Genomic DNA, 26,456 nt, shown 5'->3' on the forward strand with positions numbered 1-26,456 from the left:
CCGATGATGCAACAGATACGTCTAATTACTCAGCAGCAGCTTCAACTACTTCCACTAAAGTCCAAGCTTTAGTTTTAGAAATTGGGCGGCTTTCTTTGATGGTTACGATATCGCCAGCTTTAGCGGTATTGTTCTCATCATGAGCGTGTAATTTTGTTGAACGGCGGATTGATTTGCCATACAACGGGTGTTGAACGCGGCGTTCAATAAGCACAACAATAGACTTGTCCATTTTGTCGCTTACGACTTTGCCGGTTAACGTGCGGACTGTTTTTTCACTCATTGCCCGTTCCCCTGTTTTTCGGTTAGGAGTGTCTTGATACGAGCAATTGCCTTACGAGCAACTTGCACTTCGTGCGATTTGCCCAATTGACCAGTTGCTTTTGCCATACGAAGACGGAATTGGTTAAGCTGTTGCTCATCAAGCAAAGCTTTCAACTCTTCTACCGACTTTTCACGTAGATCTTTAGTTTTCATTACATTACCGTCCGAGTCACGATAGTGGTTTTAAACGGAAGTTTAGCAGCAGCAAGCTTGAACGCTTCTGCAGCCAACTCATCGCTAACACCTTCAATTTCGTACAGGATCTTACCTGGTTGGATTTGACAAACCCAGTATTCCACTGAACCCTTACCTTTACCCATACGAACTTCTAATGGTTTTTCAGTAATTGGTTTGTCTGGGAATACGCGGATAAAGATCTTACCACCACGTTTAATACGACGGCTAATGGTACGACGCGCAGCTTCGATCTGACGCGCAGTCATACGACCACGTTCAGTCGCTTTAATTGCGATTGTACCAAATGATACTGTACTACCACGATGTGCTAGACCAGTGTTACGGCCTTTTTGCACTTTACGGAATTTGGTACGTTTAGGTTGCAACATGGATTATTCTCCCTTGTCAGCAGCACGGTCTGAACGACGACCACGACGCTCTTGACCTTCACCACGACCACGACCGCGTTTAGCTGGACGTTCTTCAGCAGGAGCAGGGTTCATGACTTGTTTCATGCCACCTAAGATCTCACCACGGAAAATCCAAACTTTAACACCAATCGTACCGTAAGTAGTTTCTGCACGCATAGTCGCGTAGTCGATGTCTGCACGAAGTGTATGCAAAGGTACACGACCTTCACGATACCACTCAGTACGCGCAATCTCTGCACCACCAAGACGACCTGAAACTTCAACTTTAATACCTTTCGCGCCAGCACGCATGGTGTTTTGAACCGCACGCTTCATAGCACGACGGAACATTACACGCTTTTCTAATTGAGAAGCGATTGCTTCAGCAACTAAACGCGCATCTAAGTCTGGACGATCGATTTCGTTGATGCTTACTTGCGCAGGAACACCCATAATAGTGGTAAGTTCACGCTGTAATTTCTCAATGTCTTCGCCTTTTTTACCGATAACGATACCAGGACGAGCAGTGCTAATTGTTACTTTAGCAGCGCCGGTAGGACGTTCGATAAGAATATTGCTGATCATCGCGTTTTTAAGTTTTTTAGTTAAAAACTCACGAACTTGAAGATCTTTAAGCAAGTATTCAGCGTATTGTTTCGGACTCGCATACCAGTTAGCGTTATGACGTTTCACAACACCTAGGCGGATACCGATTGGATGAACCTTCTGACCCATATCAAACCCCTACCTTAACGGTGATGTGACAAGTACGCTTAGTAATACGATCTGCACGGCCTTTAGCACGTGGCATAATACGTTTAAGGCTTACACCTTCATCAACGTAAATCGTAGAAACTTTAAGATCATCTACATCTAAACTGTTGTTATGTTCAGCGTTTGCAATCGCAGATTCTAAAGCTTTTTTAACAATCGCCGCAGCTTTTTTATTGCTGAAGTTCAAGATATTAAGCGCGTGAGCAACAGATTTGCCACGGATAAGATCTGCAACCAAACGTACCTTTTGTGCCGAGATAGCGGCACCGCGTAATTTAGCAGTTACTTCCATCAGGACACCTATTAACGTTTAGATTTCTTGTCAACACCGTGACCACGATAGGTACGAGTTGGCGCGAATTCACCGAGTTTATGACCAACCATATGCTCAGAAATAATTACTGGAACATGGTTACGACCATTGTGAACAGAAATTGTTAAACCAACAAAATCTGGAAGGATCATCGAGCGACGAGACCACGTTTTGATCGGCTTACGGTTGTTAGCAGCAATAGCAGCTTCAACTTTAGCGAACAAATGCGCGTCGACGAACGGACCTTTTTTTAATGAACGAGGCATTATTTAGATTCCTTACTTGACGCGACGATCGCGGATAATCATCTTAGTCGTACGCTTATTGGTACGAGTCTTGTACCCTTTCGCTTTTTGACCCCATGGGCTTACAGGTTGAATACCTTTGCTACGCCCTTCACCACCACCGTGTGGATGGTCTACTGGGTTCATCGCCATACCACGAACGGTAGGACGAACACCACGCCAGCGCGCAGCACCAGCTTTACCCAATGAACGAAGGTTGTTTTCTTGGTTAGAAACTTCACCAATTACAGCACGGCATTCAACATGGACTTTACGCATTTCGCCTGAACGTAGACGAACAATCGCGTAAGAACCATCACGACCCAACAACTGAACCGAAGTACCAGCAGAACGAGCTAATTGCGCGCCTTTACCGATTTTAAGTTCAAGGTTGTGAAGTGTAGAACCGATTGGCATGTTGCGAAGTGGCAAGCAGTTACCTGGACGAATTGGAGCATCGTTACCAGATTGTACTTTATCGCCAGCACGCAAGCCTTTAGGTGCGATGATATAACGACGCTCACCATCAGCATACAATACAAGTGCAATGTGTGCAGTACGGTTAGGATCGTATTCGATACGCTCTACAGTTGCAGGAATACCATCTTTGTTACGTTTAAAGTCAACAATACGGTAGTTCTGCTTATGACCGCCACCAACGTGACGAGTCGTAATATGACCGTTGTTATTACGGCCACCAGTACGTTTTTTAGCTTCTACCAACGCTGCAAAAGGCTTACCTTTGTGAAGGTGGCTATGAACCACTTTTTCAACAAAGCGACGTCCTGGAGACGTTGGCTTACATTTTTGAATAGGCATTAACTTCGTCCTTATTCCGCTGCGCTTTCAGCGGTATCGCCCAAGTCAGCCATTTCAACATCTTGGCCAGCTTTCAGGGTGACGTATGCTTTTTTAACATCAGAACGACGTCCTAATGTTTTACCAAAGCGCTTAGATTTACCTTTTGTAATAGTTGTGTTTACTTTTAACACATCTACACCAAAAAGCTGCTCAACTGCTTTTTTGATTTCAAGTTTAGTTGCATTGATGTCAACTTTGAAAACTTGAACGTTTGCAGTTTCGCCTAAAACTTGTGCTTTTTCTGAGAATACTGGTCCGCGTAGGACTTGATAGATACGTTCGTTGTTCATCCGAGTTCTACCTCAATTTTCTTAGCAGCAGCTACAGACATAACAACTTTATCAAACGCGATCAAGCTAACTGGATCAATTGCAGTAGCATCAACCACATCTACATGTGGAATGTTACGCGCTGCAAGATATAAGTTCTCATCTACAGCATCAGTTACGATCAATGCACGAGCAGCATTTAAGCCGTTAAGCTTAGCAAGCAATTCTTTAGTTTTAGGAGCTGCAACAGCAAACTCTTCAACTAATACAAGACGATCTTGGCGAACAAGTTCAGCTAAGATACATTGCATTGCACCACGGTACATTTTACGGTTTACTTTTTGAGACCAGTCTTGTGGACGTGCAGCAAAAGTTTTACCACCGCCAACCCAGATTGGGCTACGAATAGAACCAGCACGCGCACGGCCAGTACCTTTTTGACGGAATGGCTTACGACCACCACCAGATACTTCGCCACGTGATTTTTGTGCTTTAGAACCTTGACGACCGCCAGCTAAGTAAGCTGTAACTACTTGGTGTACAAGAGCTTCGTTGAATTCACGACCGAAAGCAACTTCAGACAATTCAACAGCAGAGCCAGAAACAGTATTTAAATTCATGCTATTTCCCCTCAAGCCTTGATAGTAGGACGAACGATAACGTCGCCACCTGTTGCACCAGGAATCGCACCTTTAACAACAAGAACTGAACGCTCTGTGTCGATAGAAACGATTTCAAGACCCTGTACAGTTACGCGTTCAGCACCTAAATGGCCAGCCATTTTTTTGCCCTTGAACACGCGACCAGGAGTCTGGTTTTGACCAGTAGAACCTAGAACACGGTGAGATACAGAGTTACCGTGAGTTGCATCTTGCGTACGGAAGTTCCAACGCTTAACACCACCTTGGAAACCTTTACCTTTAGATTGACCAGTTACGTCAACAACTTGACCCACTGTGAACAATTCAACGGTAAGCGTACCACCAACTTCACGACCTTCAAGATCAGCTTCTGTAGCACGGAATTCTTGAACTAAACGACCAGCAGCAACACCCGCTTTCGCGAAGTGACCTTTCTGAGCGTTAGTCACGCGAGATTCGCGACGTTCACCAGTAGTGATTTGAATCGCTTGATAACCATCAGTTTCAAGCGTTTTGATTTGAGTGATGCGGTTTGGATCAACCTCAATCACTGTTACAGGTACAGAAACACCAGCATCTGTAAAGATACGGGTCATACCGCACTTGCGACCGACTAAACCAATAGCCATGTGCATAAACCTCTAAAAAAGCGGCCGAATTAACGTGAGTGCGTTAATTAACCGAAAGCCTTAACCCAATGCGATCTGAACATCAACACCAGCTGCAAGATCTAACTTCATCAATGCATCAACAGTTTTATCTGTAGGTTGAACGATGTCGATCAAACGTTTGTAAGTACGGATCTCGTATTGGTCACGAGCATCTTTATTTACGTGTGGTGATGTTAAAACGTTAAAACGTTCGATGCGAGTAGGCATCGGGATTGGACCACACACTTGTGCGCCAGTACGTTTTGCAGTTTCTACGATTTCTTGAGCAGATTGATCAATTAAACGGTGATCAAAAGACTTCAAACGGATACGAATTCTCTGGTTAGACATACCAGTAAACTCCAAGCCAAATATATAAAGAATCACCCATGACGCATCTCACCATTTAAAAAGCAAGTGTCAAGGGCAGTGAAAATCACCAAGGTCGTGATCGATGCCACGACTGTAACGATTAATTACTCACGTGTTTCAGGAGTAATTGCTCTCTTATTGAGAGGTCGCTCATTATAAACATTGTTTAATGATTATGCAAACATCTTTTCCTATTTTATAGCATTTCAATCGATTTAATCACACTATAATTGAGTAATATTTGTTCTCACCCCTATACCCTACTATGACTTAAATCAAGTTAACCTACTCAGTCCCAAATGAAGTTATGCCTTTAATACAAATTGAATCGCACGATTTAAAAGGTCATTCCCCTGCATAAATTTCTGCAATCCTGAGGTTTTTAAGCTTTCAATACTATGAACACGCTCACCATCAAACAACGCCAATTCATCATCATTTTCTAGAAATAATTGTAAAACTTCAGGTGTCATTTCAGGGTGAAACTGAAAACCTAAAACGTTATCGCCCATTTGATAAATTTGATTACGACACACCTGCGTTTGCGCTAAATGCACTGCGCCTTTAGGTAAATCAAACGATTCCCGATGCCATTCTAAAACACTAAAGTGATCAGGCAATTCAAAGCATGATGCTGGTACATCATTCGTGCGATACACCGTTGTCCAACCAAGCTCTTGCTGCTGATTACAACTGACGGTCGCACCTAAAGCATTGGCAATCAACTGCCCACCCAAACACAGCCCAATGACAGGCTTTCCTGTTGCCAAATATCGACGCAACCACCGCTTTTCAATTTTCAACCAAGGATAATTGGCTTCATCATTAACACTCATGGTTCCACCCATAATAATTAATAAATCCACATCTTCCACCTGAGGTAGCGCCTCTATTTCAAGCGCAGTTTCGGCAGGTAATGCAAAAAATTCAGTTGCGGTAATTTTTGCCTGATGCTGTTTTAAAAATGTATAACAACTGCCAAATCCTTCGCCGGCAATGTGCTGAAAATAATGAACACGTAAATGGGGCTTCATATTTTTTATCCTATTCTCGCCTGCATATCACTTTGTATTTAGCAAGAATGAAGCCAATATTTTTACTTACTCTAATGCTTTAACATTTTTTTATAATCAGTTACTGTCCAAACACCATTCACACTCTTCTTTGTCCTATTTGAGTGCTTCATAATGAAAAAATCCTCTCAAACAGCACGTATCCACGCACCAAGACGTGCACCACAATATATTGAAACCATACAACCTCCTCTTTATCGCGCATCAAGTATCTTTTTTAAAAATACACAACAGCTTTATGAGCGAAAATGGAGCGACCCCTATGATTATAGTTATGGCACACACGGTACGCCCACAACCTACACGCTAGCCGACCAAATTGCTCAACTTGAACATGGTAAATTTTGCCTACTTGCACCCAGTGGCTTATCTGCCATTCAATTGGTCAATGCCACCTTTTTAACCAGCCATGACGAAGTTTGGATCCCCGATAATCTTTATGGCCCCAATGTAGAATATTTAAATTATTTACACAGCGCATTTACCATTGATGTTCGAATTTATAATCCGACTGATCTTCACAGCTTTCAGCCCTCTAAAAAAGCCAAGTTGCTTTGGATGGAAGCCGCAGGTTCAGTCACACTTGAATTCCCCGATCTTATTGGCTTAGTCAAAAAAGCGCAGCAACATCAAGTTTTAACGGTGTTAGATAACACTTGGGGCGCGGGACTGGCGTTTAATCCATTTGATTTTTCCGAGCAGCATCTTGCTGTTGATGTTTCGGTACACGCGCTGACAAAATACCCAAGCGGCGGCGGTGATATTTTAATGGGCAGTGTAGTTACGCAAGATCACGCATTGCATCTAAAATTGTTAAGAATGCATGCTTTACAAGGCATTTCTATTTCAGGCGATGATGCCGCGCAAATTATGCGAAGTTTGCCCCACATGCAATTACGCTACGAGCAGCAATCTCGTTCGGCGATACAAATCTTAGCATGGTTAAAACAACAACCTCATTTTACTCAAATATTACATCCTAGCGATGCTGAATCACCCGGACATCAACACTGGCAGCAAGTGTGCACGACACAACAAAGTGCAGGTTTGATCAGCATGATTTTTAACAAAAAGTATAGCTTTTCAGAAATCTGTCGCTTTTGTGATCAACTCAAGTTGTTTAAACTAGGCTTTAGCTGGGGAGGCCCAATCAGCCTAGTGATGCTTTACGATATTAAGAATATACGCCAACTGCCCACACCACACCTAAGCGAAGGTTATTTAGTTCGCTTGTGTATTGGCCTTGAAAGCACAGATGATCTGATACACGACATTCAACAGGCATTACAATCACTCGAATAATTGATATAAAGGACAAAAAATGGGAACAACAATTACAATTGCCAAAAATACAGCCAACATTCAAGAAGACATTGTATTGTATTCACAATTTGTCAATCGACATGGTTTAATTGCGGGTGCAACCGGTACCGGAAAAACGGTTACCCTAAAAGTATTGGCGGAACAATTCTCTAATATTGGCGTACCAGTGTTGTTGGCGGATGCCAAAGGTGACGTATCTAGCATTGCTAAAGCTGGCAGCACATCGGAAAAATTTGAGGCGCGCATACATACACTGGGTATAGACCATGTTGATTTTCAGGCATTTCCTGTCATCTTTTGGGATGTATTTGGTCAGCAAGGCCACCCTATTCGAGCCACCATTTCAGAAATTGGCCCACTTTTGCTCGCACAGATGCTGAACTTAAATGAAACCCAAGAAGGTGTGCTATCTGCTGTATTTCGTATTGCAGACGATCAAGGTTTGCTTTTAATTGATTTCAAAGATTTAAAAGCCATGCTCACCTACGTGACAGAAAATACTGCCGACTTTAAAGCCGAATATGGCAACCTTTCGCCGGCAAGTCTAGGCGCAATTCAACGTAATCTTTTAGCACTTGGCGATCAAGGCGCAGAACAATTCTTTGGAGAACCCAGTTTAAACATTCTCGATTTTATTCAAACTGACAGCGCAGGCAAAGGATATATCAACCTACTTGCAGCAGATCAACTCATGAATACCCCCAAGCTCTATGCAACCTTTTTGCTGTGGATGTTATCGGAACTATTTGAAAAACTGCCTGAAGTTGGCGATTTAGATAAACCCAAACTCGTGTTTTTCTTCGATGAAGCACATTTACTGTTTGACAACGCCAGCGATGCCTTACAAGAAAAAATTCAGCAAGTCATCCGCCTTATTCGATCCAAAGGAGTTGGCATTTATTTTATTAGCCAAAGCCCATTAGACATTCCTGAAAAAGTTTTAGGCCAACTAGGAAACCGCATTCAACATGCATTACGCGCATTCACGCCAAAAGATCAAAAAGCTGTTAAAACAGCAGCAGATACATTTCGTGCCAATCCTAATCTTCAGGTGAGTGATGTCATCACACAGCTTGGCGTAGGCGAAGCATTAATTAGCTGCCTAGACGAACAAGGCACGCCGCAAGTGGTCGCTCGCGGTTGGATCATGCCACCGCAATCCTCTTTTAGCCCACTCAGCCCTGAAGAACGCAAAACTTTAATAAGCCAAAGTATTGTTGCGGGTGCCTACGAAAATGCAGCCGATCGCGACAGTGCCTATGAAATGTTACAACGCAAAGTTAACGAAAGTGCGCAGCAACAGCAAATGCAAGTGGAGTCGGAACAACAAAGCAAAGAACAAGAGCGTTTAGCGCGTGAGCAGCAAAAAGCCCAAGAAAAAGCTCAGCGCGAGCGAGAAAAACTCACTCAAGATGTGATTGGTACTTTTGCAAAAAGCGCGGCACGCACCTTAGGTGGGCCAACAGGTCAAAAACTAGTTCGGGGATTACTGGGTTCATTATTCGGCAAAAAATAGCAACATAATTGATTGTAAATTAAGGGATAAACCACTATCCCTTAATTTTTTTATGGTTTTTCTAAATATATATTGCAAATACACCTTATAAAATGTATTTTAAATATATCTTATAAGTAATAGCCAAGAGAGATCAACCATGACTCCACAGCAAATTGACCTAGTAAAAGCAACTGTTCCTGTATTACGTGAAAATGGCGTTGCACTGACTGGTTATTTTTATAATCGTATGTTAGGCAATCATCCTGAATTAAAAGAAACCTTCAACTTAGGTCATCAACGTAGCGGAGCACAGGCCCAAGCATTAGCAGGTGCGGTTTTGGCTTATGCAGAAAATATCGAAGATCCTTCTGTGCTGTTGCCTGTGGTAGAAATGATTGCGCATAAGCATGTGAGCTTAAATATTCAATCGCCCGACTACGGCATCGTTGGTGAAAACCTGCTACATTCGATTAGTGAAGTCCTAAATATTTCAATGGAAGATCCATTGATTGGTGCATGGGCTGCTGCTTATGGTCAATTGGCCAATCTCTTTATTAGCACTGAAAAAGCCATTTATGATCAACATGAACAGACAAAAGGCAGCTGGTTAGGCTGGAGAAATTTCAAAATTGCCAAAAAAGTTGTTGAAAGTAATGAAATTACTTCATTCTATTTAACTCCTGTAGATGGCGGTGAATTACCAAAATATGAAGCGGGTCAATATATTTCCGTCCGCGTATTTGTACCCGAACTGAATTTAAGACAACCTCGCCAATACACACTTTCAACTAGCCCCCAAGCAGATTACCTACGCATCTCAGTCAAACGTGAAGATGAAAAAGCTGATTTGGCTAGTGGCTGGGTATCTAGTACGTTGCATAGTTTGGCCGAAGGTTCAGAAATTGAAGTGTCTGCACCAACAGGTAACTTCTATTTAATTGACAGCAGCAAACGTAATGTATTTATTAGTGGTGGTGTAGGTTTAACACCAATGATTGCGATGCTCAATCAATTAGTGACTCTAGATATGCCACAACCCGTCAACTTTATTCATGCCTGCCGTAGTAGCCAAGTGCATGCCATGAAAAAACATATACAAGAAACCAAAACCAAATATCCACGTTTAAGCACATTCACTGCTTATGAATTCCCACATCAAGATGACGTGTTAGGTCAAGATTATGATGCGATTGGCCGCTTAGATTTAGCATCAATAGATGCTGCATTCTTGCCAAGCAATGCCGACTATTATCTATGTGGACCAATGCCATTCATGGCAGCACAACATCAGGCTCTTGTTGCACGAGGTATTCCTGCGGCTAACATTCACAGCGAGGCCTTTGGTACAGGTGGTGTAAAACTCAGCTAATCAGTGCTGCGTTTTGCATAGGGCTAGTCTATGTTAGACTAGCTCTTTCTATTTACAGCATTAGATTGAGTGAAACTCATGCAACTCAATAAGTTTACAGATTATGCACTCAGAATTCTGATGTATGTTGCTCGCCCGAACGATGTACCTTATACGATTGCAGATATCGCTCAAGACTTGCATGTATCCCAAAATCACTTAGTCAAAATAGTTCATTTTATGGCTAAACAAGAATGGATTATCACCACACGTGGTAAAGGCGGTGGCTTAAAACTCAATCCCAAAACCCTAGATTTTAAATTAGGCACCATTGTTCGTATCTTACAAGGCGACCATCAGATTGTAGAATGTCATACTCCACCGTGCGTCTTACGTGCACATTGCGGTCTAAAAGGTATTTTAGATCAAGCACTTCAACAATTTTATCAATCTCTAGATCAATACCGACTTAAAGATGTTTTAAATACCCCTGCATCCCATTCAGCAATTGCCTTTCTCACACTGTAAATAAATCTAAAATATCCGATTCGCTTGATGTGACGACTTCCTTTATAATGCTCTGTGTATTTATTGATTAAAAAGTTAAGCTCTATGCATCGCTATGCGAAATCAAAAGACACCAAAGCCAAATTAGCGCCTAAAACCAAGATTAGCTATGAAAGAAAGGTGAATCCTGCGTTAACTGACTATGCGGTGCAAAGTCTAAACTGGCTGCGTCGAGCTGAGTTTTTAATGAGTGCGCCAAAACTTTCATTGTGCGTAGAAGACACAGGCTATGAAATTGCTTTTGCTGGTCGTTCTAATGCAGGTAAATCCAGTGCCATCAATGCCTTAACCAATCAAAAACAATTGGCACGTGCGTCTAAAAAACCGGGCCGCACCCAAATGATTAACTTCTTCAGCTTGGGCAACCCCGACCAACGCTTGGTTGACTTACCGGGTTATGGCTATGCTGCTGTACCTGAAGCAATGAAAATTGTTTGGCAAAAAGAGTTAGAGAATTATTTAATTCACCGTAAAAGCTTACAAGGCTTGGTGTTATTGATGGACATTCGCCATCCTTTACAACACTTCGACTTGATGATGCTAGAGTGGGCGCATTCACGTAATCTATTTGTGCACGTCTTACTCACCAAAGCTGACAAATTAAACCGTGGCCCTGCGAACCAAGTGTTAATTGAAGTTAAACAAGCTTTGAAAAAAATGAAGTTACAATTTTCAATGCAACTGTTTTCATCATTAAATAAACAAGGTTTGGAAGAACTCGCCTCGGTGATGGCAGGACGCTTACACTACACTTTAGATGACAACAACCAAGTTATCCCCCTACAAAACGATGCCATGGGAAATGATTTACTTGCAGGCATTGATCTTGATGCTATCCCAATCATCAGTGAAGAAGATGATCATATGCCCGAAGGAATCAATATGGATGATATTCCTGAAGCCAGCGCATTAGATGATGATTCATCAACCGACGAAAATCATTAAAGACAAAAAAGGCATGTTTTAAAACATGCCTTTTTATTATTCAATTCAAATGGCTTAGAACACGACAGTTTTATTGCCTTCTACAATAATACGGTCTTCTAAATGCCATTTTACCGCACGTGCCAACACATTACGCTCGACATCTTCACCCAACTCACGTAATTGCTCAACGCTGTAGTCATGGCTTACACGCTCTACATCTTGCTCAATGATTGGACCTTGGTCTAGCTCAGCAGTCACATAATGTGCCGTTGCACCAATCAATTTCACGCCTTTTTCATAAGCTTGTTTGTACGGATTAGCCCCCACAAACGCAGGCAAGAATGAATGATGAATGTTGATAATTTTCATTGGCCAATTTGCCACGAAATCTTCACTCAAAATTTGCATATAACGTGCAAGTACCAATAAGTCGTTGTCTTTCATCAATTCATGGATTTGTGCATAAGCTTCGGCTTTATTGTCTTTGCTGACTTTAATCACGGTAAATGGAATACCGAAGTTTTCAACCGACTCACGTAAATCTTCATGGTTAGAAATAACATGGGTAATTTCACATGCTAAACCACCACGCGCATGACGCCATAAAAGTTCAAGTAAAGCATGGTCAACTTTAGAGACCAAAATACCGACTTTTTTCACATCGCCCACAAAAGCCAAACGCCATTGCATTTCATAACGCGCAGCAACATTTTGCTCGAAGGTTTGAATTAAAGTATCTTTACGTGATTGCAAATGCTCAAGTTCAAATTCAACGCGCATGAAATAGCGTCCACCTTGCGCCTCTGTAGCGTATTGATCAAGTGCAGTAATATTTGCCCCTTGATGATACAAAAAACTCGATACAGCTTGCACAATACCCGGCTTGTCTTCACAAGTAATAAGTAAACGTGCAGTATTGGCAGTGGTCATATTCATGTCGCTATCAATCACTCGTCATTGAAAAATTTAGCAGAGCATTCTACCGCCTTTTTTCAAGAAGCACACTTATTTTTCATTCACATGCCATCCAAGTCCTATGCAAGTGGAAAAGCCACCCCTTGCTCAACATTTGCCAACAAGTTTTCGTAAACCACTCGACTTTCACCCATGAGGTAAGGTCCTTCCAAACACACCAATTGCCTTAATGCCTGTAAGCGCCATTTTTCATCTAAATGGTTTTGATCATCCAAATGCCCCGACATAAATAAGAAGTTAGTCCAATTAGTTAATACAATCCAAATATTAATAATCAAAGCTTCCGCTTCACTTGCATTCAAATGCATTAATCCAACTTCAACAAAGGCATGATAGATTTTTTTGACTTGTTGCATAACTTGCTGTGAATAGTCGGCATATAAACTTTTAAAGCTTTGATCATTTTCAACCAAATGAAAAATATCACGATGAATAAAGCGATAACGCCAAAGTTGACTACTCATGACATGAAAATAATGAATTTTATCATTCGGACTCACTGCTCGCCCTTCGGGTAATGCAAGCATTTGTAGCGTTTCTTGCTGATATTGCATAGTAATAGCTTTAATAATTTCTTGCTTATTTGAAAAATGATAATACAAATTCCCCGGACTCATATTTAACGCCGCAGCAATGTGATTGGTTGTCACCGCCCGCTCACCTTTTTCATTAAATAAGTTTAAGCTTAGCTCCAAAATACGTTGCTTGGTTTTACTTGCTTTTGGCTGTATCATTTTCCCTTACCACCCCATTATTTAGAGCAAAAACTCTAATTTATTTTAAATCATTTATTACCTTGCGGTAAAGTCCATTTCATTATCTAAACATGCAATTTATAACAAGCCTAAAAATATGCTAAAATCTGTGCTGCGTTCAAATATGCAAGTATGATTTAAGCTATCAATTCAGCGCTCAAACACAGGTAAAATACCGCCCTTTGAGCGATGAAAAAGCGTATTTTCACGACTAAAACAAGGTGCTTTTAGTCCAAAGTTAGATTTAAGCGAAATGTTTTCTCAAAGCGAAGCTTTAAAACGATCAAGGCATGAGCTATCACACAATTTAGCATGCGCTTTTGTGTAAATTCGCTTGTCTTTTAATCGTATTTTTGGTATAAAACGCCCCTTGAATAAATTCAATCTGTTTGTATTATGACTGGCCACAGGTTTGCTGTTGGCTAAATCAATGGAGTTCCACCATGTCTAAGGTTTGCCAAGTTACCGGCAAGCGTCCAGTCGTTGGTAACAACGTCTCACACGCAAACAACAAAACTAAACGCCGGTTCGAGCCGAACCTGCATCATCACCGTTTTTGGTTAGAAAGCGAAAAGCGTTTTGTACGTCTTCGTTTAACCACTAAAGGTATGCGTATTATCGACAAATTGGGCATTGAAAAGGTTGTTACTGATCTTCGTGCTCAAGGCCAAAAGATCTAAGGAGACCTTGCAATGCGTGACAAGATTCGCTTAGTTTCTTCAGCTGGTACTGGTTATTTCTACACTACCACTAAGAACAAACGTACTATGCCGGAAAAAATGGAAATCAAAAAATTTGATCCAAAAATCCGTCAACACGTGATTTTCAAAGAAGCTAAAATCAAATAATTTTAGCTTTTGGAAAGAACGACTCCTTTTGGGGTCGTTTTTTTTGCCTTTTTTTTATGCTTATTGTTAAGATCACCTATTACAATAAATTTTTCTGACACTGACCAAAACCTCCATTTAAGGAATGTGCCCGTGCCACATAATGTTGACCTGATTGTTCTTTTAGCCGTTGGCTTTGGGATTGCCTTATTCTTTGGTTATATCGCGGCTCGCCTGCGCCTGCCACCTTTGGTGGGCTATTTAATTGCAGGCATTATTATTAGCCCAAATACGCCGGGCGTAGTGGCCGACTTACAATTGGCGAATCAGTTGGCCGAACTCGGGGTGATGTTTTTAATGTTCGGCGTTGGTATGCATTTTTCTTTATCGGACTTATTACAAGTCCGTAGAATTGCAGTACCTGGCGCCATCTTACAAATTACAGCAGCCACCGTATTGGGTTTAGGCGTTGCTATGCTATGGGGATGGTCATTTGGTTCAGCGCTTGTTTTTGGTTTAAGTTTGTCTTGTGCCAGTACCGTTGTTTTACTTAAAGCCTTAGGTGATCGCGGCTTACTGGACTCAGTCAACGGTAAAATTGCCGTGGGTTGGTTGTTGGTTGAAGACCTTGTGATGGTTTTAGGCTTGGTCATTTTACCTGCAACTGCGGTGTTGTTAGGTGGTAAAGCACCTGAACATGGCGCAGCCGTTAGCCAAAATATTTGGCTCACTTTGGGATTAACCTTACTTAAAGTGGGTGGCTTTATTGCCTTCATGCTGATTATTGGCAAACGTCTTGTGCCGTTAATTATGCAATTTGTGGCACGTTTAGGTTCACGTGAACTCTTCACCTTAACTGTCGTTGCCTGCGCTGTGTCGATTGCCTATGGCTCGTATGCGGTTTTTGGTGTATCGATGGCACTCGGAGCCTTTTTTGCCGGGATGGTGGTCAAAGAATCTGACTTTAGCCACCGCGCTGAAGAAGAAACCCTGCCCTTACGCGAAGTTTTTTCGATTTTATTTTTCGTATCGGTGGGTATGCTGTTCGACCCACACATTTTAATTGAACAACCTTGGCATATTTTAGCGGTGGTTGGCATTATTATGCTCGGTAAAACAATTGCCGCAATTGCACTGGTATTGTTCTTCCGTTACCCCATTAATACCGCACTAACCGTTGGTGCAAGTTTAGCCCAAATTGGCGAGTTTTCATTTATTTTAGCCACACTGGGCATTTCTTTAGGATTACTCACCACAGAAGCGCAAAACCTGATTTTAGCAGGCGCTTTATTTTCGATTACCCTCAATTCATTTATCTTTTCTGCGATTGAACCAATACAACGTTGGATTCGTGAGCGCTCACATTTGGCACGCTTACTCGAACGCAGTGGCGATCCATTGGCCATGCTGCCCGATGAAGTCGATCAAAACTACTTGCGCGACCAAGTGGTCATGGTTGGTTATGGTGAAGTTGGGCGTCGAATTACCACATCACTGATGGCACAAAATATTAAAGTGGTGATTGCTGAAGAAAACCGCGAAATTGTTGAAAAACTGCGTGAAAAAGAAATTCCAGCCGTAAGTGGGATTGCAACTGAGCCAAGTGTACTGATCCAAGCGCATATTATGCATGCACGCATGCTGATTTTATCGCCCATGGATATTTTAGATATTCATCGAATTGTCGATATTGCTACGCAGCTTAATCCACATATTCAAGTTTTGATGTGTGCTGAAAGCAAACAAGAAGCTGATGCAATTCGCGATGAAGACATTGGAGAGGTATTTTATGCCAAAGAAGAAATGGCCAAAAACATGAGTACGCATATTTTAACCCATATTGAACAAGCGCATCAAAAAACCACACACTAAAGCAAAATCATCTTCATGCAACATACTGGACGTAAGTTGCATGATGTTTTAATTAACTTAAATATTGTGGTTGCTCATCGACCACTTCGGCATGCCATGCATTGGCTTGTTTTTCGAGTAATCCCAATAATGCCGCTTGTACCATTTGCTGTGCGACCATTGTGGTATTTTCACCCAATAAGTCACGCACTTCTTCATTAAACTGAATAGTCAGCAAAGGGGCTTTTTCCGATGCTGCACTACGCAATGCCACATCACCATTTTCAAGCTGCACAAGTTCTAGTGTTGCTTCTTGATTGCCAAATAACGCTTTGAGCTGTTGTATAGACATAAGACCTCCACAGATTGAAAAGCACGATATGCGCTCAATTCAGATTATCGTATATCGGTATCAGATTGCAAAATTTCAAGCTATTTTTCAGACTTTTGTATCAAAATTCTACCATTTCATTACGAAACCCATCGATCAATTGACTTAAATCTTTATGCCAGTCACGTAAAATTTTTACATCGGGTAACCACGATTGCGGCCCTTGCGTCACTTTAATAATTAAATTTGATGACGTTTCATCTTCAGGCGTAGGCGCAGTAGGCTCAGGCGCATACTGACACATTCTATAGGCATGTTTTAGTTCAGCAATGAAACCATCACGTGCCAATTGCTGCATCACCGCAACTTCAGGCGATACTTGACCTTTTTCTGCCATTTTATCTTCAATGGATTTTAACGTTGGCTGCGTGTCGCTTAAGCGATAATAACGCACCAATTCTTGTAAAAACGCCAAAATTGCACCATGGAGATGAAAAACCGCCGTTTCACGATAGGCTTGGACTTGTTGCACTGCATCTACTTGTTCAGCTTGCTGACAGGCTAAACGAGCAAAGTATAATTTTTGATTGGTTCGATCGGCATGGTAACGTGCAACACGAGTCATATTAATTCCCTAATTTCGCGTTAAGAACAGGTCGTTTTTTGCAGCTTAATACATAAATCATTTTTCAGCACTTCTTTTATATAAAACCTGCTGATTTTTAAAATATTTATATAAAAAGAAGAGAGCCAATGCTCTCTTCTATTCTGGTTATTCTGCGGCTTTAACGCGAATGCCAGCACCTTTCACCTTAAAGGTATTTAAAGCTTTAATGGCTTTAATTGCCTCACGCGGATTTGTCATTTCAACGAAACCAAAACCTTTGGATTTTCCGGTTGCTGCATCGGTTACAATCACACATGACTCAATAGCGCCATATGGTTTAAACAGTGCATTTAACTCTGCTTCGGTCACACTGCGCTCAAGATTACGAACTAAAATTTTCATCTAAAAAACCTGTATATCAAATAAGAAAATCCCAACACTTGATTGTGTTGAGTCTGTTTAATCAAAATCTAAACCAAATGTAATGCGTGTCGTGAGCTTTTTGTGTTGAAAGTTCGACCCAGATGCCATCGGCACGCGTTTATGTACCCTGACATCCACCAGCGTTGTCGGTAAATCATTTAAAAAATAGCTGCTGATTTTACGCCCTTGCTCATCGGTTTGTTCGTATGCCCAGCTATTTAAATCTTGCTTGGTTAAAATTAGCTCGTTTTGTGCCCGTGTAAACGCCACATACAACACACGGCGCTCTTCTTCAACGGCATCAAAGTCACCTTGCGCCCGCGCATGTGGATATTGATTCACCGTCACGTGCGGCACATAACACACCTGTTGCTCTGCACCTTTGGCTGAATGCACAGTAATTAAGGTGACAACATCTTGGTCTTTGGCACGCTCAACTTCAGAAATCGAAATCGGCTCTAAGACATATTCTTCTAAAAACTCGCCCAGACCAACATGTTTTTGTGCCAATTGTTTAACCAACTCAAAATCTTTGACGCGGCGTGACCAATCTTGATTTTTATAATTTTGTGAAAGCTGCTCGGTTAATGCATCTATCGCCAAATGAATACAGGCTTGCACTTCATTTTGCAGTACGGCCAATTGTTTTAAGATTAAAATGGCTTTCGGTGTCACTTTACCATGTTGTTCTAAACGATTACAGCGGGCATCCACGCTCTCTAAAAGCATCAGTTCGGCGGATAAACGACTTGCACCAACATCACCCACACCATCCCATAAAGTCAAAAAACGCATCCACGCCAAATCATCTTGCGGATTGGATGAAATTCGTAGCAAACTGAGCAAATCTTTGACATGTGCCGACTCAAGCAGTTTCGTGCCACCAATAAAACGATACGGAATATTAGATTTAATGAACGCACCTTCAATATGCCGCGCGGCATAAGATGAGCGTACCAAGACCATGTGCTTGTTCCACGGCGTATCTTGTTGATGGCGTTGCTGTAAATCTTGTGCAATCCAATTGGCTTCTTCAAACTCATTTGGAAAAATATTCAGACTGGGTTTTATTCCTGTTCCACGATATGCCGTGAGCTGTTTATTGTAGTCAATTGGACTGACTCGTAATAACCAGTTGGATAAATCCAAAATTTCTTGGGTAGAACGATAATTTTCTTGTAAGGTCAGCACTTCGGCATCGGGAACACGTTCTTTAAAATGATGTACATTTTCAAAATCTGCGCCGCGAAAACCATAAATCGACTGCGCATCATCACCAACACAAAATAATTCGACTCGACCAAGTAACGGTTCTAGAAGCGACCATTGCAACGGATTGGTGTCTTGCATTTCATCAACCAACATGACTGAACATAAACGAGCCACCCAATCGACCAACTCGGGCGATTGCTGCAAATTCACCGCAACAATCGACAAAATATCATCATAATCTAAATAATTGCGTTCTTGCTTGCGCTGTTCATATTGGCGCATGACTTCACTAATTTCAGTCTTAAACGGCAAAACTTCGGGTAGTACCTGAATAATGGCATCGGATAATTTAACTTGGGTGTTGCGCGCGAAGGAATAAATATCACAGAGCTGTGCTGCTTTGGGCAAATTACTTTCACGACCTTTTCCACGTAACAAGCGGAACATGAGCAACTGATCATCTCGATCAATAATACTAAATTGAGTTAAACCAAATGCTTGCGGATTACGCTTTAACAAATACATGCAAAAAGTATGAAAGGTCGAAGCACGTAAGCCTTTTGCCATGACACCCAAATGTTGCTCGACCCGAGTCACAATTTCGCTGGCAGCACGACGAGTGAAGGTTAAAATCTGAATCTGTTGTGCAGGTATGCCTTGATCAATTAAATAAGCAGCACGTGCCACAATGGTTTTGGTTTTGCCACACCCTGCCCCAGCCAAGATTAAACAATTTTGTGCCGTTGTGGTTGCCGCTTGTTTTTGCTGAGGGTTAAGTTCATCAATTAAGGTGTTTAGACTCATTCAATATCAAAATTCGATCAAATATAAGCACAGTTTAGCAAACTGACTTTGATCTTGCTGAAAAGTTAATTTAAAGCGCGCAATTGAACGTGGATAACTTAAAAGTTATCCACAATTAACGCAGCCACCCAATTTCTAGGGCTGTCGCTTGATTCATTTTAACTTGAGCTAATCCGTCTGCCATTTTGCTTTTTTGTGCAGAAATAGGAATATGCCCTGTCATAATTTCTGCATACTGCTGCGGATAAAGCGGTTGTTGCTGTGGGTTGACATAACCGACGGGGAAAATGGGCTGCCCTGTTGTGAGATCATATTTATCGCTTGCGCCAAAGGCATGTAATAATTCATGCGTAATCACAATTTGGTTTTGCTGCGCTTGTGTGTTCGATGCAAATACATTGACTGAACCAATCCGTCCTTTTTCTAGTGCAGTCGAGTGGATTAAAGTACTGGTATATTTGGGATCGTAATAGTTTAAATATAGCGTAACAGTTGCTGCACCATCTAAAGCCTGATGTTGTCGCCACGCATAAAAACGAAACTTTAAACTCCACCAGATGACCTGAAAAATATTGGCTTGCTCTGGCACAACTGGCGCTAAAGTTTGTAAAGTTCGCCCAAGCTGAAAATAAAAATAGACAGGTTGCTGCCGATAATGCCGTGCCGATTGGTCTAAGAATTGTCGTGCTTCGGCAAAGTCTGAGCTTTTAAGTTGTGCAATATAGCTTGCCGTAGTCGCTCGCCCATCGGCATTCACTGGATGCAATAAAACAAAAATCGGTTGCTTCCAATTTTGGTTTTGGTCACGCCACGCATTGATTGCGACTATCAATAAAATGATGAGTAGAATTAATACGCGAAGCGATTTCCATGAAATTTGTGCAGGATAATTAGGCATCTAAAGTAATTTTCAAAAGTTCAAATGGCTGTCGATCTATAAAGTTTTTCCAAACATGATCATATAATTTTCGCTGGCCTGAAAAACTGACCAAAGTTTTCGCTTCCTCAAGCGTACACCAACGATATTCCGTATGTTCATGATTTAAAGTCACGATTTGATCTTCTTGGCAAAAAACAACAAAGACAGGTACCAATTCAATATTGTTATTATTCGGCTCATAAAATTGCTCTATATAATCTGCACTATACATTTGCGTTACAACAATTGCCGTTTCCTCAAAACACTCTCGCACAATGGTTTGCTGTGCTGTTTCTTGGGCCTCAACTTTACCCGTAATATGCGACCAAAAGCCTTCCTTTGCTCTTTTCATTAGCAGTATTTTTGTTTCATGACCTATTTTTGCCAATGCAACGCCTGATACAGCAATTGAACGTACGGGAATCATGTAAAGCTCCTATTTTTTCATAAAAAATGCTAGCCTGAGCTAGCATTTAAAATTTTGAAATTTATTTCACATCGACCCATTTTCCATCTTGATAGACCAAACTCCACTTAGTTTGTTTACCTTCTGGTGTTTCTGAACCAATATATTGCACCTGATTTTTACGGCTAAACTTAATGAGCGTTGGATTGCCTTCAGGATCAACATCGGGTGCTTGCAATAAATATTGATACTTCGGATCAAGCTGTTCGGCCACACTACGTAACTCTGCCACTTTCGGTGCGCGTGTTTCACGAATTTTAGGGAACTTACTCGCAGCTAAAAATAATCCTGCTGCACCATCACGTAAAACGAAATAATCATCGTGCTTGGTCGAACGTAAATGTTCCATTTTAATTGGGTCTACACGTGGCGGCGCAGGCTGGCCACTTTTTAAAACTTTACGGGTATTGTCACAACTGGTGCAGGCAAAATAAGGCCCGAAACGCCCTGTTTTAAGCTGCATTTCGCCATCACACTTATCGCATGGAATACTCGGCCCGTCATAGCCCTTAATTTTAAATTCGCCTGCTTCGACCTCATAGCCATCACAATCAGGGTTATTACCACACACATGTAACTTACGCTGACCATCAAGTACGTAACTGTCCATTGCAGTGGCACATTTTGGACAACGATGCTTCGACATTAAGTCTGCGGTTTCTGCACCATCATCGTCAGACAGCATCGCCAACGATTCAACAGGTGCTAAATTTAAAGTGCCTTTACAGCGTTCTTTAGGTGGTAAGTTATAGCCTGAACAACCTAAAAACACCCCTGTTGTACCCGTGCGAATTTGCATTGGTCGGCTGCATTCAGGGCAGTGAACATTCGGCACTTCCACAGGCTGATTACGGCGCATGCCCGTTTCACCCTGTGCGGTATTCAAACGTTTTTTGAAATCGCCATAGAAATTATCCAGCAGTTTTTTCCAGTTCTGTTCGCCTGTTGCAACTTGGTCAAGCTGTCCCTCTAAATCTGCGGTAAAGGCATAATTCATCAGGTTATTAAAGCTTTCATCCAAACGGTCAGTGACAATCTCACCCATTTTTTCGGCAAATAAACGACGGTTTTCAAGCTTTACGTAACCACGGTCTTGAATGGTTGAAATAATCGCAGCATAGGTCGATGGACGACCAATCCCGCGTTTTTCAAGCTCTTTAACCAATGATGCTTCGGTAAAACGTGCAGGTGGTTTGGTAAAGTGCTGGCTTGGATCTAGCTTTTCAAGTTTCAGAATTTCCCCAACTTGAATAGCAGGCAATAAAACGTCATCGTCCGATTTATTTGCGCCACGAACACGGGTAAAACCATCAAACACCAAAGTACGGCCTTTGGCTTTTAGCTCTACGTCACCTGCGGTTACAGTTAACGTTGAAGATAAATATTCGGCAGGCATCATCTGACATGCCACAAACTGACGCCAAATCAAATCATACAAACGCTGTGCATCACGCTCTGTACCAACCAATTGGTCGCCTGTTAAAGCAACATTCGATGGACGAATTGCTTCATGCGCTTCTTGTGCACCCGCTTTGTTACCATAACGGTTCGGTTTAGTCGGGATATATTTTTCACCAAACTGCTGCTCAATATGGCTACGAACCATATTTACAGCATCATCACTTAAAAAAGTCGAGTCAGTACGCATATAGGTAATGAAACCACCTTCATACAAACGCTGCGCAAGCATCATGGTTTTTTTCACAGAAAAACCTAAACGCGTACTCGCCGCTTGCTGTAAGGTCGAGGTGATATAGGGCGCACTTGGATTGACCTTCGTCGGCTTATCTTCGCGCTGTGCAACTTTATATTCTGCATGGTTGAGAATATTCAAAACAGCATCAGTTTCAGCTTGGTTTTTTAGCTTTAATGTTTTGCCCGCTTGCTTGACCGCTTCTAAACGAATCTGATCTTTTTGTGCTTGGGTATCTGCAAAAATCTGCCAATATTCTTCAGGAATAAATGCCCGAATATCACGCTCACGTTCACAAACCAATTTCACCGCAACCGATTGCACCCGACCTGCCGATAAACCACGGGCAATTTTTTCCCACAGTAATGGCGAAATCATAAAGCCCACGACACGGTCTAAGAAACGGCGTGCTTGCTGTGCATTGACACGATCGATGTCTAAACGGGTTGGATGTTTAAAGGCTTCCTGAATGGCATTTTTGGTAATTTCGTTAAATACCACACGTTGATAACGGCTCTCATCACCACCAATCACTTCACGCAAATGCCAAGCAATTGCTTCCCCTTCACGGTCCAAATCCGTTGCAAGGTAAATTTCATCGACTTGAGACGCCAGCTTTTTGAGTTCTGCAACCACATGTTCTTTGCCCGGTAGCACTTCATAATGCGCCTTCCAGTCATGTTCAGGGTCAACCCCCATGCGGTTAATCAGTGCATTTTGAGCTTTTAATTCTTTTTCTTCGGCAGTTAATTTCGTACGCGTGGTCGTGGTCTTTTTTTCTGTCGATTTATTGCCACCACCTGTTGGCAAGTCACGTACGTGCCCCACCGATGATTTTACAATGTATTCATTGCCCAAATATTTATTAATGGTTTTGGCTTTAGCAGGTGACTCCACAATCACAAGTGCGCGTTTTTTCGCGCTACTTGGTGCTGTTTCTGTAGTCGTTTTTGCGCTAGACCGAGGAGCATTCGCCATATGGTATACGTTTCCTAATTAAATTTTAAAGCTGTGCTAAAGACGTGAGGTAGCTTTTCATTTCTTCAAGTTGGGTGGCATGAAGATCTGCATGTTCATCCCAATACACACCCACACAGTTTGCCTGCATATCAATAGCATAAATCCCCTTTAATGCAATGGGATAATCTTTAAATTTATCATCCCCATGCACCAATTCAAAACGATTGTCTTGAATTCGCGCACGCATCAGCGCTAATTTCGCCTCAGGGAGTAACACACTATAATAAGCAACCATACTGGCACGTGTTTCGGTGGCTTTTGGAATTTTAGTCCATTCGGGTGCGGCAATTAAACGTGGGTGCAAACCCATCTTACGTGCTTTATCACGCATAATACCCAATGCCTTTTCTCGTGGATTGACTCTCAGTCCTAACACTGACCCAAGTACAAACACCACAATAATTAGGGCAACCCAAAATCCCGTATGTTCCATAACATCACCTTTACTCTCTTTTTATAGATTTGCACAGGCAATGCTTAAAAGGCAAGTTATCGCGTGAAATTAATCAAATAACACAACAATCTTCAATTTCTCAATAATGTGGTGGACGATTGGTTAAAGGATCAAACGCTGCAATTCCTTCCGATAAATCAGCCGCTTCCACCCGTTGATATAAAAATTGCATTTGCTTTTTCAAAGCATCAATTTCTTGCCCTTGCACGACCAGTTGCTCATTTAATTGTTCAACTAAATCATCTAAAAACGCAATTCGGACTTGCAAATCTTCAATGGGTGCGGAAAATGACGCATAATCATCGTTATCTGTTGGTTTAGTCATTTAACTCTCTCATTTGGGATTTTGGAAAACATTATGGCCTATATTACTTTAAGGGATGTCCAACTGGCGTTTGGTGGACCCGCCCTGCTCGACGGCGCGAGCTTTGCACTAGATCGTGGCGAACGAGTGTGTTTAATCGGTCGTAATGGCGAAGGTAAGTCTACTTTACTTAAGCTGATTGAGGGAAGTCTATTGCCCGATCGTGGCGAAGTTTCTATTCAAAATGGTTTAACTGTATCGATGCTGGCTCAAGATGTGCCAATGGATTCGGGCAAAGTCGCCGATATTGTTGCCGATGGCGCAGGTGAAGCTGCAACGGTTCTTAGAGCCTACCATGAAGCCAGCGATGCGTGTGTACTGGGCGATATGGATGCCTGCGACCGCATGGGGAATTTACAGCATAAGCTTGACCAACTTGATGGCTGGGCTTTAGAAACCAAAGTCAACTCTATTTTAAGCAAAATGGGCTTAGACCCTGAAGCCGACTTGGCCGATTTATCGGGTGGTCGTAAACGCCGTGTACTTTTAGCGCGTGCTTTATTAACTCAACCTGATGTGCTTTTGCTTGACGAACCAACCAACCATTTAGATGTCGAAAGCATTGAATGGTTAGAAAAATTCTTGCTTGATCAAAACAATTTAACTTTGTTGTTTATTTCGCATGACCGTTCATTTGTCGATAGCATTGCAACGCGTATTGTCGAACTTGACCGTGGTACTTTGCGTAGTTACGAAGGCAACTATTCACGTTACCTCGAACTCAAAGCCATGCAAATGGAAGCCGAAGAAAAGCAAAATGCGCTGTTCGACAAACGCTTAGCCGAAGAAGAAGTGTGGATTCGCCAAGGCATTAAAGCCCGCCGTACCCGTAACGAAGGTCGTGTGCGTGCCTTAAAAGCCTTACGTGAAGAATCAAAAGCGCGCCGTTCGCAGCAAGGCAAAGTCAATATGTCGACCCAAGAAGCGCAGCGTTCGGGCAAGTTGGTGTTTGAAATTGACAATGTTAGCGTCAGCTACGATGATAAAAAGCTGATCAACAACTTCTCTGCTGTGGTCATGCGTGGCGACCGTATTGGTTTGGTGGGCGATAACGGTGTCGGTAAAACCACCTTAATTAAAGCCATTTTGGGTGAAATTGCCCATCAAGGTTCGGTTAAAACCGGTACACAATTAGAAGTAGCTTATTTTGACCAATTGCGTAATGCACTCGACTTAGAAAAGTCTGTGAAAGATAACGTTTCTGAAGGTTCAGACTTTGTCGATGTCAACGGTGGTCGCCGTCATATCTACAGCTACTTACAAGACTTTTTATTCTCGCCTGAACGTGCACGTACGCCTGTAAAAGCTTTGTCGGGTGGTGAGCGTAATCGCATTTTACTAGCAAAACTTTTGCTAAAACCATCCAACTTAATTGTGATGGACGAACCGACCAACGACTTAGATATGGTGACTTTAGAGTTGCTTGAAGAAATGTTGGGCGGCTATGGCGGCACATTGTTACTGATTAGCCATGACCGTGCCTTTATGGACAACGTGGTGACATCAACGTGGGTGTTCGATGGTAAAGGCGGTATTGCAGAATACATCGGCGGTTATCAAGATTACTTAATGCAACGCCCTGACGATAAAGTTGTTGACCAAAAGTCTGATGTAAAAAAAGCACAAGCCAAAGCGGAAGCACAAAAGCTAGCGGCGCAAGCAGCACCGAAAAAAGTCAAACTGAGCTTTAAAGATCAGCGTGAACTTGAGCAATTGCCTGCCGAAATTGAAACATTAGAAGCAGAACAATCAGAATTATCTGACAAACTTGCCGATGGCTCGTGGTTTGTAAAAGATGCCGATGCAGCAACCCAAGCCAGTCAGCGTTTAGCTGAAATTGAAGAGTTGTTGCTTGAAAAACTTGAGCGTTGGGATGTGCTTGAGAATATGAGCAAAGGTAACTAAACCCCGATTTATTGCCATTATCATTAAAAAACCACGCGC

At 42.0% G+C, this 26,456-nt stretch carries 31 protein-coding genes and 1 pseudogene; 9 read left to right on the forward strand and 23 right to left on the reverse strand.

Annotated elements, in window-relative coordinates; translation table 11 throughout:
* Window positions 1–25: 25 nt before the first annotated feature.
* The 12 genes and pseudogenes from rpsQ to FXN70_RS05240 form a co-directional block, all read right to left on the reverse strand.
* Window positions 26–283 carry a 30S ribosomal protein S17 gene (gene rpsQ, locus FXN70_RS05185; protein WP_324625260.1) on the reverse strand — a complete coding sequence of 86 codons (258 nt, stop codon included), beginning with the start codon at window positions 281–283 and terminating at the stop codon, window positions 26–28.
* The gene (rpmC, locus tag FXN70_RS05190) at window positions 280–477 is read right to left on the reverse strand and encodes a 50S ribosomal protein L29 (RefSeq protein WP_004754241.1); all 198 of its coding nucleotides are present in this window, start codon (window positions 475–477) and stop codon (window positions 280–282) included. The genes rpsQ and rpmC overlap by 4 nt, the downstream gene beginning before the upstream one ends.
* The gene (gene rplP, locus FXN70_RS05195; RefSeq protein WP_324646417.1) at window positions 477–890 is read right to left on the reverse strand and encodes a 50S ribosomal protein L16; all 414 of its coding nucleotides are present in this window, start codon (window positions 888–890) and stop codon (window positions 477–479) included. The genes rpmC and rplP overlap by 1 nt, the downstream gene beginning before the upstream one ends.
* A pseudogene (rpsC, locus tag FXN70_RS05200) lies at window positions 830–1,646 on the reverse strand (30S ribosomal protein S3). The gene rplP and the pseudogene rpsC overlap by 61 nt, the downstream one beginning before the upstream one ends.
* Before the next feature lies 1 nt (window position 1,647).
* Window positions 1,648–1,977: a 50S ribosomal protein L22 gene (rplV, locus tag FXN70_RS05205; RefSeq protein WP_324625262.1), complete on the reverse strand. Its 330-nt coding sequence runs from the start codon at window positions 1,975–1,977 to the stop codon at window positions 1,648–1,650.
* Between the two features lie 11 nt (window positions 1,978–1,988).
* On the reverse strand, window positions 1,989–2,264 hold the full coding sequence (rpsS, locus tag FXN70_RS05210) for a 30S ribosomal protein S19 (RefSeq protein ID WP_004673001.1): 276 nt from the start codon (window positions 2,262–2,264) through the stop codon (window positions 1,989–1,991).
* 12 nt (window positions 2,265–2,276) lie between these two features.
* On the reverse strand, window positions 2,277–3,101 hold the full coding sequence (gene rplB / locus FXN70_RS05215) for a 50S ribosomal protein L2 (RefSeq protein WP_324646418.1): 825 nt from the start codon (window positions 3,099–3,101) through the stop codon (window positions 2,277–2,279).
* An 11-nt stretch (window positions 3,102–3,112) separates the two neighbouring features.
* Window positions 3,113–3,433, reverse strand: a complete 321-nt coding sequence (gene rplW / locus FXN70_RS05220; protein ID WP_324625264.1) for a 50S ribosomal protein L23 — start codon at window positions 3,431–3,433, stop codon at window positions 3,113–3,115.
* A complete protein-coding gene (gene rplD / locus FXN70_RS05225; RefSeq protein WP_324646419.1) occupies window positions 3,430–4,032 on the reverse strand; it encodes a 50S ribosomal protein L4 in 603 nt (200 codons plus the stop codon). Before rplD ends, rplW begins: the two co-directional genes overlap by 4 nt.
* A gap of 11 nt (window positions 4,033–4,043) precedes the next feature.
* Window positions 4,044–4,682, reverse strand: coding sequence for a 50S ribosomal protein L3 (gene rplC / locus FXN70_RS05230; protein ID WP_324625266.1), 639 nt, complete (start codon window positions 4,680–4,682; stop codon window positions 4,044–4,046).
* A gap of 60 nt (window positions 4,683–4,742) precedes the next feature.
* Window positions 4,743–5,054 carry a 30S ribosomal protein S10 gene (rpsJ, locus tag FXN70_RS05235; RefSeq protein ID WP_000070912.1) on the reverse strand — a complete coding sequence of 104 codons (312 nt, stop codon included), beginning with the start codon at window positions 5,052–5,054 and terminating at the stop codon, window positions 4,743–4,745.
* A 326-nt stretch (window positions 5,055–5,380) separates the two neighbouring features.
* Window positions 5,381–6,109, reverse strand: coding sequence for a type 1 glutamine amidotransferase (locus FXN70_RS05240; RefSeq protein WP_324646420.1), 729 nt, complete (start codon window positions 6,107–6,109; stop codon window positions 5,381–5,383).
* Between the two features lie 153 nt (window positions 6,110–6,262).
* Between FXN70_RS05240 and FXN70_RS05245 the strand changes: the two genes are divergently transcribed.
* From FXN70_RS05245 to yihA, 5 genes are all read left to right on the forward strand, one after another.
* Window positions 6,263–7,450, forward strand: coding sequence for a PLP-dependent transferase (locus FXN70_RS05245; RefSeq protein ID WP_324646421.1), 1,188 nt, complete (start codon window positions 6,263–6,265; stop codon window positions 7,448–7,450).
* Window positions 7,451–7,469: 19 nt separating this feature from the next.
* Window positions 7,470–8,987, forward strand: a complete 1,518-nt coding sequence (locus FXN70_RS05250; RefSeq protein ID WP_324646422.1) for a helicase HerA-like domain-containing protein — start codon at window positions 7,470–7,472, stop codon at window positions 8,985–8,987.
* A 139-nt stretch (window positions 8,988–9,126) separates the two neighbouring features.
* A complete protein-coding gene (hmpA, locus tag FXN70_RS05255) occupies window positions 9,127–10,338 on the forward strand; it encodes an NO-inducible flavohemoprotein (RefSeq protein WP_324646423.1) in 1,212 nt (403 codons plus the stop codon).
* A gap of 78 nt (window positions 10,339–10,416) precedes the next feature.
* Window positions 10,417–10,845 carry an Rrf2 family transcriptional regulator gene (locus FXN70_RS05260; protein ID WP_324646424.1) on the forward strand — a complete coding sequence of 143 codons (429 nt, stop codon included), beginning with the start codon at window positions 10,417–10,419 and terminating at the stop codon, window positions 10,843–10,845.
* A gap of 84 nt (window positions 10,846–10,929) precedes the next feature.
* Window positions 10,930–11,829, forward strand: a complete 900-nt coding sequence (gene yihA / locus FXN70_RS05265; protein WP_324646426.1) for a ribosome biogenesis GTP-binding protein YihA/YsxC — start codon at window positions 10,930–10,932, stop codon at window positions 11,827–11,829.
* Window positions 11,830–11,883: 54 nt separating this feature from the next.
* On the opposite strand, the gene purU is transcribed toward yihA, so the two are convergent.
* Window positions 11,884–12,747 carry a formyltetrahydrofolate deformylase gene (gene purU / locus FXN70_RS05270; RefSeq protein ID WP_324646427.1) on the reverse strand — a complete coding sequence of 288 codons (864 nt, stop codon included), beginning with the start codon at window positions 12,745–12,747 and terminating at the stop codon, window positions 11,884–11,886.
* A gap of 98 nt (window positions 12,748–12,845) precedes the next feature.
* On the reverse strand, window positions 12,846–13,520 hold the full coding sequence (locus tag FXN70_RS05275; protein ID WP_324646428.1) for a TetR/AcrR family transcriptional regulator: 675 nt from the start codon (window positions 13,518–13,520) through the stop codon (window positions 12,846–12,848).
* A 464-nt stretch (window positions 13,521–13,984) separates the two neighbouring features.
* Here FXN70_RS05275 and rpmB point away from each other — a divergent pair, with 464 nt between their 5' ends.
* The 3 genes from rpmB to FXN70_RS05290 all read left to right on the forward strand — a co-directional run bounded on the left by rpmB (window position 13,985) and on the right by FXN70_RS05290 (window position 16,240).
* Window positions 13,985–14,221, forward strand: a complete 237-nt coding sequence (rpmB, locus tag FXN70_RS05280) for a 50S ribosomal protein L28 (RefSeq protein ID WP_010325866.1) — start codon at window positions 13,985–13,987, stop codon at window positions 14,219–14,221.
* 12 nt (window positions 14,222–14,233) lie between these two features.
* Window positions 14,234–14,389, forward strand: a complete 156-nt coding sequence (gene rpmG / locus FXN70_RS05285; RefSeq protein ID WP_001205031.1) for a 50S ribosomal protein L33 — start codon at window positions 14,234–14,236, stop codon at window positions 14,387–14,389.
* 132 nt (window positions 14,390–14,521) lie between these two features.
* Window positions 14,522–16,240, forward strand: coding sequence for a cation:proton antiporter (locus tag FXN70_RS05290; RefSeq protein ID WP_324646429.1), 1,719 nt, complete (start codon window positions 14,522–14,524; stop codon window positions 16,238–16,240).
* 52 nt (window positions 16,241–16,292) lie between these two features.
* Here the strand turns inward: FXN70_RS05290 and FXN70_RS05295 are convergent, their stop codons facing one another.
* The 9 genes from FXN70_RS05295 to FXN70_RS05335 form a co-directional block, all read right to left on the reverse strand.
* Window positions 16,293–16,571 (reverse strand): hypothetical protein, encoded by a 279-nt coding sequence (locus tag FXN70_RS05295; protein ID WP_324646430.1) that lies wholly within the window; start codon window positions 16,569–16,571, stop codon window positions 16,293–16,295.
* Window positions 16,572–16,671: 100 nt separating this feature from the next.
* Window positions 16,672–17,175 (reverse strand): DUF6586 family protein, encoded by a 504-nt coding sequence (locus FXN70_RS05300; RefSeq protein WP_324646431.1) that lies wholly within the window; start codon window positions 17,173–17,175, stop codon window positions 16,672–16,674.
* A gap of 147 nt (window positions 17,176–17,322) precedes the next feature.
* Window positions 17,323–17,559 carry an RNA-binding protein gene (locus FXN70_RS05305; protein ID WP_324646432.1) on the reverse strand — a complete coding sequence of 79 codons (237 nt, stop codon included), beginning with the start codon at window positions 17,557–17,559 and terminating at the stop codon, window positions 17,323–17,325.
* A gap of 57 nt (window positions 17,560–17,616) precedes the next feature.
* Window positions 17,617–19,596: an ATP-dependent helicase gene (locus tag FXN70_RS05310; RefSeq protein ID WP_324646433.1), complete on the reverse strand. Its 1,980-nt coding sequence runs from the start codon at window positions 19,594–19,596 to the stop codon at window positions 17,617–17,619.
* A 115-nt stretch (window positions 19,597–19,711) separates the two neighbouring features.
* Window positions 19,712–20,494 (reverse strand): hypothetical protein, encoded by a 783-nt coding sequence (locus FXN70_RS05315; RefSeq protein ID WP_324646434.1) that lies wholly within the window; start codon window positions 20,492–20,494, stop codon window positions 19,712–19,714.
* Complete coding sequence (locus FXN70_RS05320; RefSeq protein WP_324646435.1) at window positions 20,487–20,942, reverse strand: NUDIX hydrolase; 456 nt, start codon at window positions 20,940–20,942, stop codon at window positions 20,487–20,489. The genes FXN70_RS05315 and FXN70_RS05320 overlap by 8 nt, the downstream gene beginning before the upstream one ends.
* Window positions 20,943–21,003: 61 nt before the next feature.
* A complete protein-coding gene (gene topA / locus FXN70_RS05325) occupies window positions 21,004–23,652 on the reverse strand; it encodes a type I DNA topoisomerase (RefSeq protein ID WP_324646436.1) in 2,649 nt (882 codons plus the stop codon).
* Between the two features lie 25 nt (window positions 23,653–23,677).
* On the reverse strand, window positions 23,678–24,127 hold the full coding sequence (locus tag FXN70_RS05330) for an ammonium transporter (RefSeq protein ID WP_324646437.1): 450 nt from the start codon (window positions 24,125–24,127) through the stop codon (window positions 23,678–23,680).
* Window positions 24,128–24,227: 100 nt separating this feature from the next.
* On the reverse strand, window positions 24,228–24,473 hold the full coding sequence (locus tag FXN70_RS05335) for a SlyX family protein (RefSeq protein ID WP_324646438.1): 246 nt from the start codon (window positions 24,471–24,473) through the stop codon (window positions 24,228–24,230).
* A 33-nt stretch (window positions 24,474–24,506) separates the two neighbouring features.
* Here FXN70_RS05335 and FXN70_RS05340 point away from each other — a divergent pair, with 33 nt between their 5' ends.
* A complete protein-coding gene (locus tag FXN70_RS05340) occupies window positions 24,507–26,417 on the forward strand; it encodes an ATP-binding cassette domain-containing protein (RefSeq protein WP_324646439.1) in 1,911 nt (636 codons plus the stop codon).
* The last annotated feature ends 39 nt before the right edge of the window (window positions 26,418–26,456 follow it).

It is taken from the genome of Acinetobacter sp. MD2, assembly GCF_035615575.1.
In the GTDB taxonomy this organism is placed as follows: domain Bacteria; phylum Pseudomonadota; class Gammaproteobacteria; order Pseudomonadales; family Moraxellaceae; genus Acinetobacter.

Excerpts from the sequence above, each read along its gene's own strand:
- rpsQ (WP_324625260.1), bottom strand. The coding sequence starts at position 283 with ATGAGTGAAAAAACAGTCCGCACGTTAACCGGCAAAGTCGTAAGCGAC.
- rpmC (WP_004754241.1), bottom strand. The coding sequence starts at position 477 with ATGAAAACTAAAGATCTACGTGAAAAGTCGGTAGAAGAGTTGAAAGCT.
- rplP (WP_324646417.1), bottom strand. The coding sequence starts at position 890 with ATGTTGCAACCTAAACGTACCAAATTCCGTAAAGTGCAAAAAGGCCGT.
- rplV (WP_324625262.1), bottom strand. The coding sequence starts at position 1,977 with ATGGAAGTAACTGCTAAATTACGCGGTGCCGCTATCTCGGCACAAAAG.
- rpsS (WP_004673001.1), bottom strand. The coding sequence starts at position 2,264 with ATGCCTCGTTCATTAAAAAAAGGTCCGTTCGTCGACGCGCATTTGTTC.
- rplB (WP_324646418.1), bottom strand. The coding sequence starts at position 3,101 with ATGCCTATTCAAAAATGTAAGCCAACGTCTCCAGGACGTCGCTTTGTT.
- rplW (WP_324625264.1), bottom strand. The coding sequence starts at position 3,433 with ATGAACAACGAACGTATCTATCAAGTCCTACGCGGACCAGTATTCTCA.
- rplD (WP_324646419.1), bottom strand. The coding sequence starts at position 4,032 with ATGAATTTAAATACTGTTTCTGGCTCTGCTGTTGAATTGTCTGAAGTT.
- rplC (WP_324625266.1), bottom strand. The coding sequence starts at position 4,682 with ATGGCTATTGGTTTAGTCGGTCGCAAGTGCGGTATGACCCGTATCTTT.
- rpsJ (WP_000070912.1), bottom strand. The coding sequence starts at position 5,054 with ATGTCTAACCAGAGAATTCGTATCCGTTTGAAGTCTTTTGATCACCGT.
- FXN70_RS05240 (WP_324646420.1), bottom strand. The coding sequence starts at position 6,109 with ATGAAGCCCCATTTACGTGTTCATTATTTTCAGCACATTGCCGGCGAA.
- FXN70_RS05245 (WP_324646421.1), top strand. The coding sequence starts at position 6,263 with ATGAAAAAATCCTCTCAAACAGCACGTATCCACGCACCAAGACGTGCA.
- FXN70_RS05250 (WP_324646422.1), top strand. The coding sequence starts at position 7,470 with ATGGGAACAACAATTACAATTGCCAAAAATACAGCCAACATTCAAGAA.
- hmpA (WP_324646423.1), top strand. The coding sequence starts at position 9,127 with ATGACTCCACAGCAAATTGACCTAGTAAAAGCAACTGTTCCTGTATTA.
- FXN70_RS05260 (WP_324646424.1), top strand. The coding sequence starts at position 10,417 with ATGCAACTCAATAAGTTTACAGATTATGCACTCAGAATTCTGATGTAT.
- yihA (WP_324646426.1), top strand. The coding sequence starts at position 10,930 with ATGCATCGCTATGCGAAATCAAAAGACACCAAAGCCAAATTAGCGCCT.
- purU (WP_324646427.1), bottom strand. The coding sequence starts at position 12,747 with ATGAATATGACCACTGCCAATACTGCACGTTTACTTATTACTTGTGAA.
- FXN70_RS05275 (WP_324646428.1), bottom strand. The coding sequence starts at position 13,520 with ATGATACAGCCAAAAGCAAGTAAAACCAAGCAACGTATTTTGGAGCTA.
- rpmB (WP_010325866.1), top strand. The coding sequence starts at position 13,985 with ATGTCTAAGGTTTGCCAAGTTACCGGCAAGCGTCCAGTCGTTGGTAAC.
- rpmG (WP_001205031.1), top strand. The coding sequence starts at position 14,234 with ATGCGTGACAAGATTCGCTTAGTTTCTTCAGCTGGTACTGGTTATTTC.
- FXN70_RS05295 (WP_324646430.1), bottom strand. The coding sequence starts at position 16,571 with ATGTCTATACAACAGCTCAAAGCGTTATTTGGCAATCAAGAAGCAACA.
- FXN70_RS05300 (WP_324646431.1), bottom strand. The coding sequence starts at position 17,175 with ATGACTCGTGTTGCACGTTACCATGCCGATCGAACCAATCAAAAATTA.
- FXN70_RS05305 (WP_324646432.1), bottom strand. The coding sequence starts at position 17,559 with ATGAAAATTTTAGTTCGTAATCTTGAGCGCAGTGTGACCGAAGCAGAG.
- FXN70_RS05310 (WP_324646433.1), bottom strand. The coding sequence starts at position 19,596 with ATGAGTCTAAACACCTTAATTGATGAACTTAACCCTCAGCAAAAACAA.
- FXN70_RS05315 (WP_324646434.1), bottom strand. The coding sequence starts at position 20,494 with ATGCCTAATTATCCTGCACAAATTTCATGGAAATCGCTTCGCGTATTA.
- FXN70_RS05320 (WP_324646435.1), bottom strand. The coding sequence starts at position 20,942 with ATGATTCCCGTACGTTCAATTGCTGTATCAGGCGTTGCATTGGCAAAA.
- topA (WP_324646436.1), bottom strand. The coding sequence starts at position 23,652 with ATGGCGAATGCTCCTCGGTCTAGCGCAAAAACGACTACAGAAACAGCA.
- FXN70_RS05330 (WP_324646437.1), bottom strand. The coding sequence starts at position 24,127 with ATGGAACATACGGGATTTTGGGTTGCCCTAATTATTGTGGTGTTTGTA.
- FXN70_RS05335 (WP_324646438.1), bottom strand. The coding sequence starts at position 24,473 with ATGACTAAACCAACAGATAACGATGATTATGCGTCATTTTCCGCACCC.
- FXN70_RS05340 (WP_324646439.1), top strand. The coding sequence starts at position 24,507 with ATGGCCTATATTACTTTAAGGGATGTCCAACTGGCGTTTGGTGGACCC.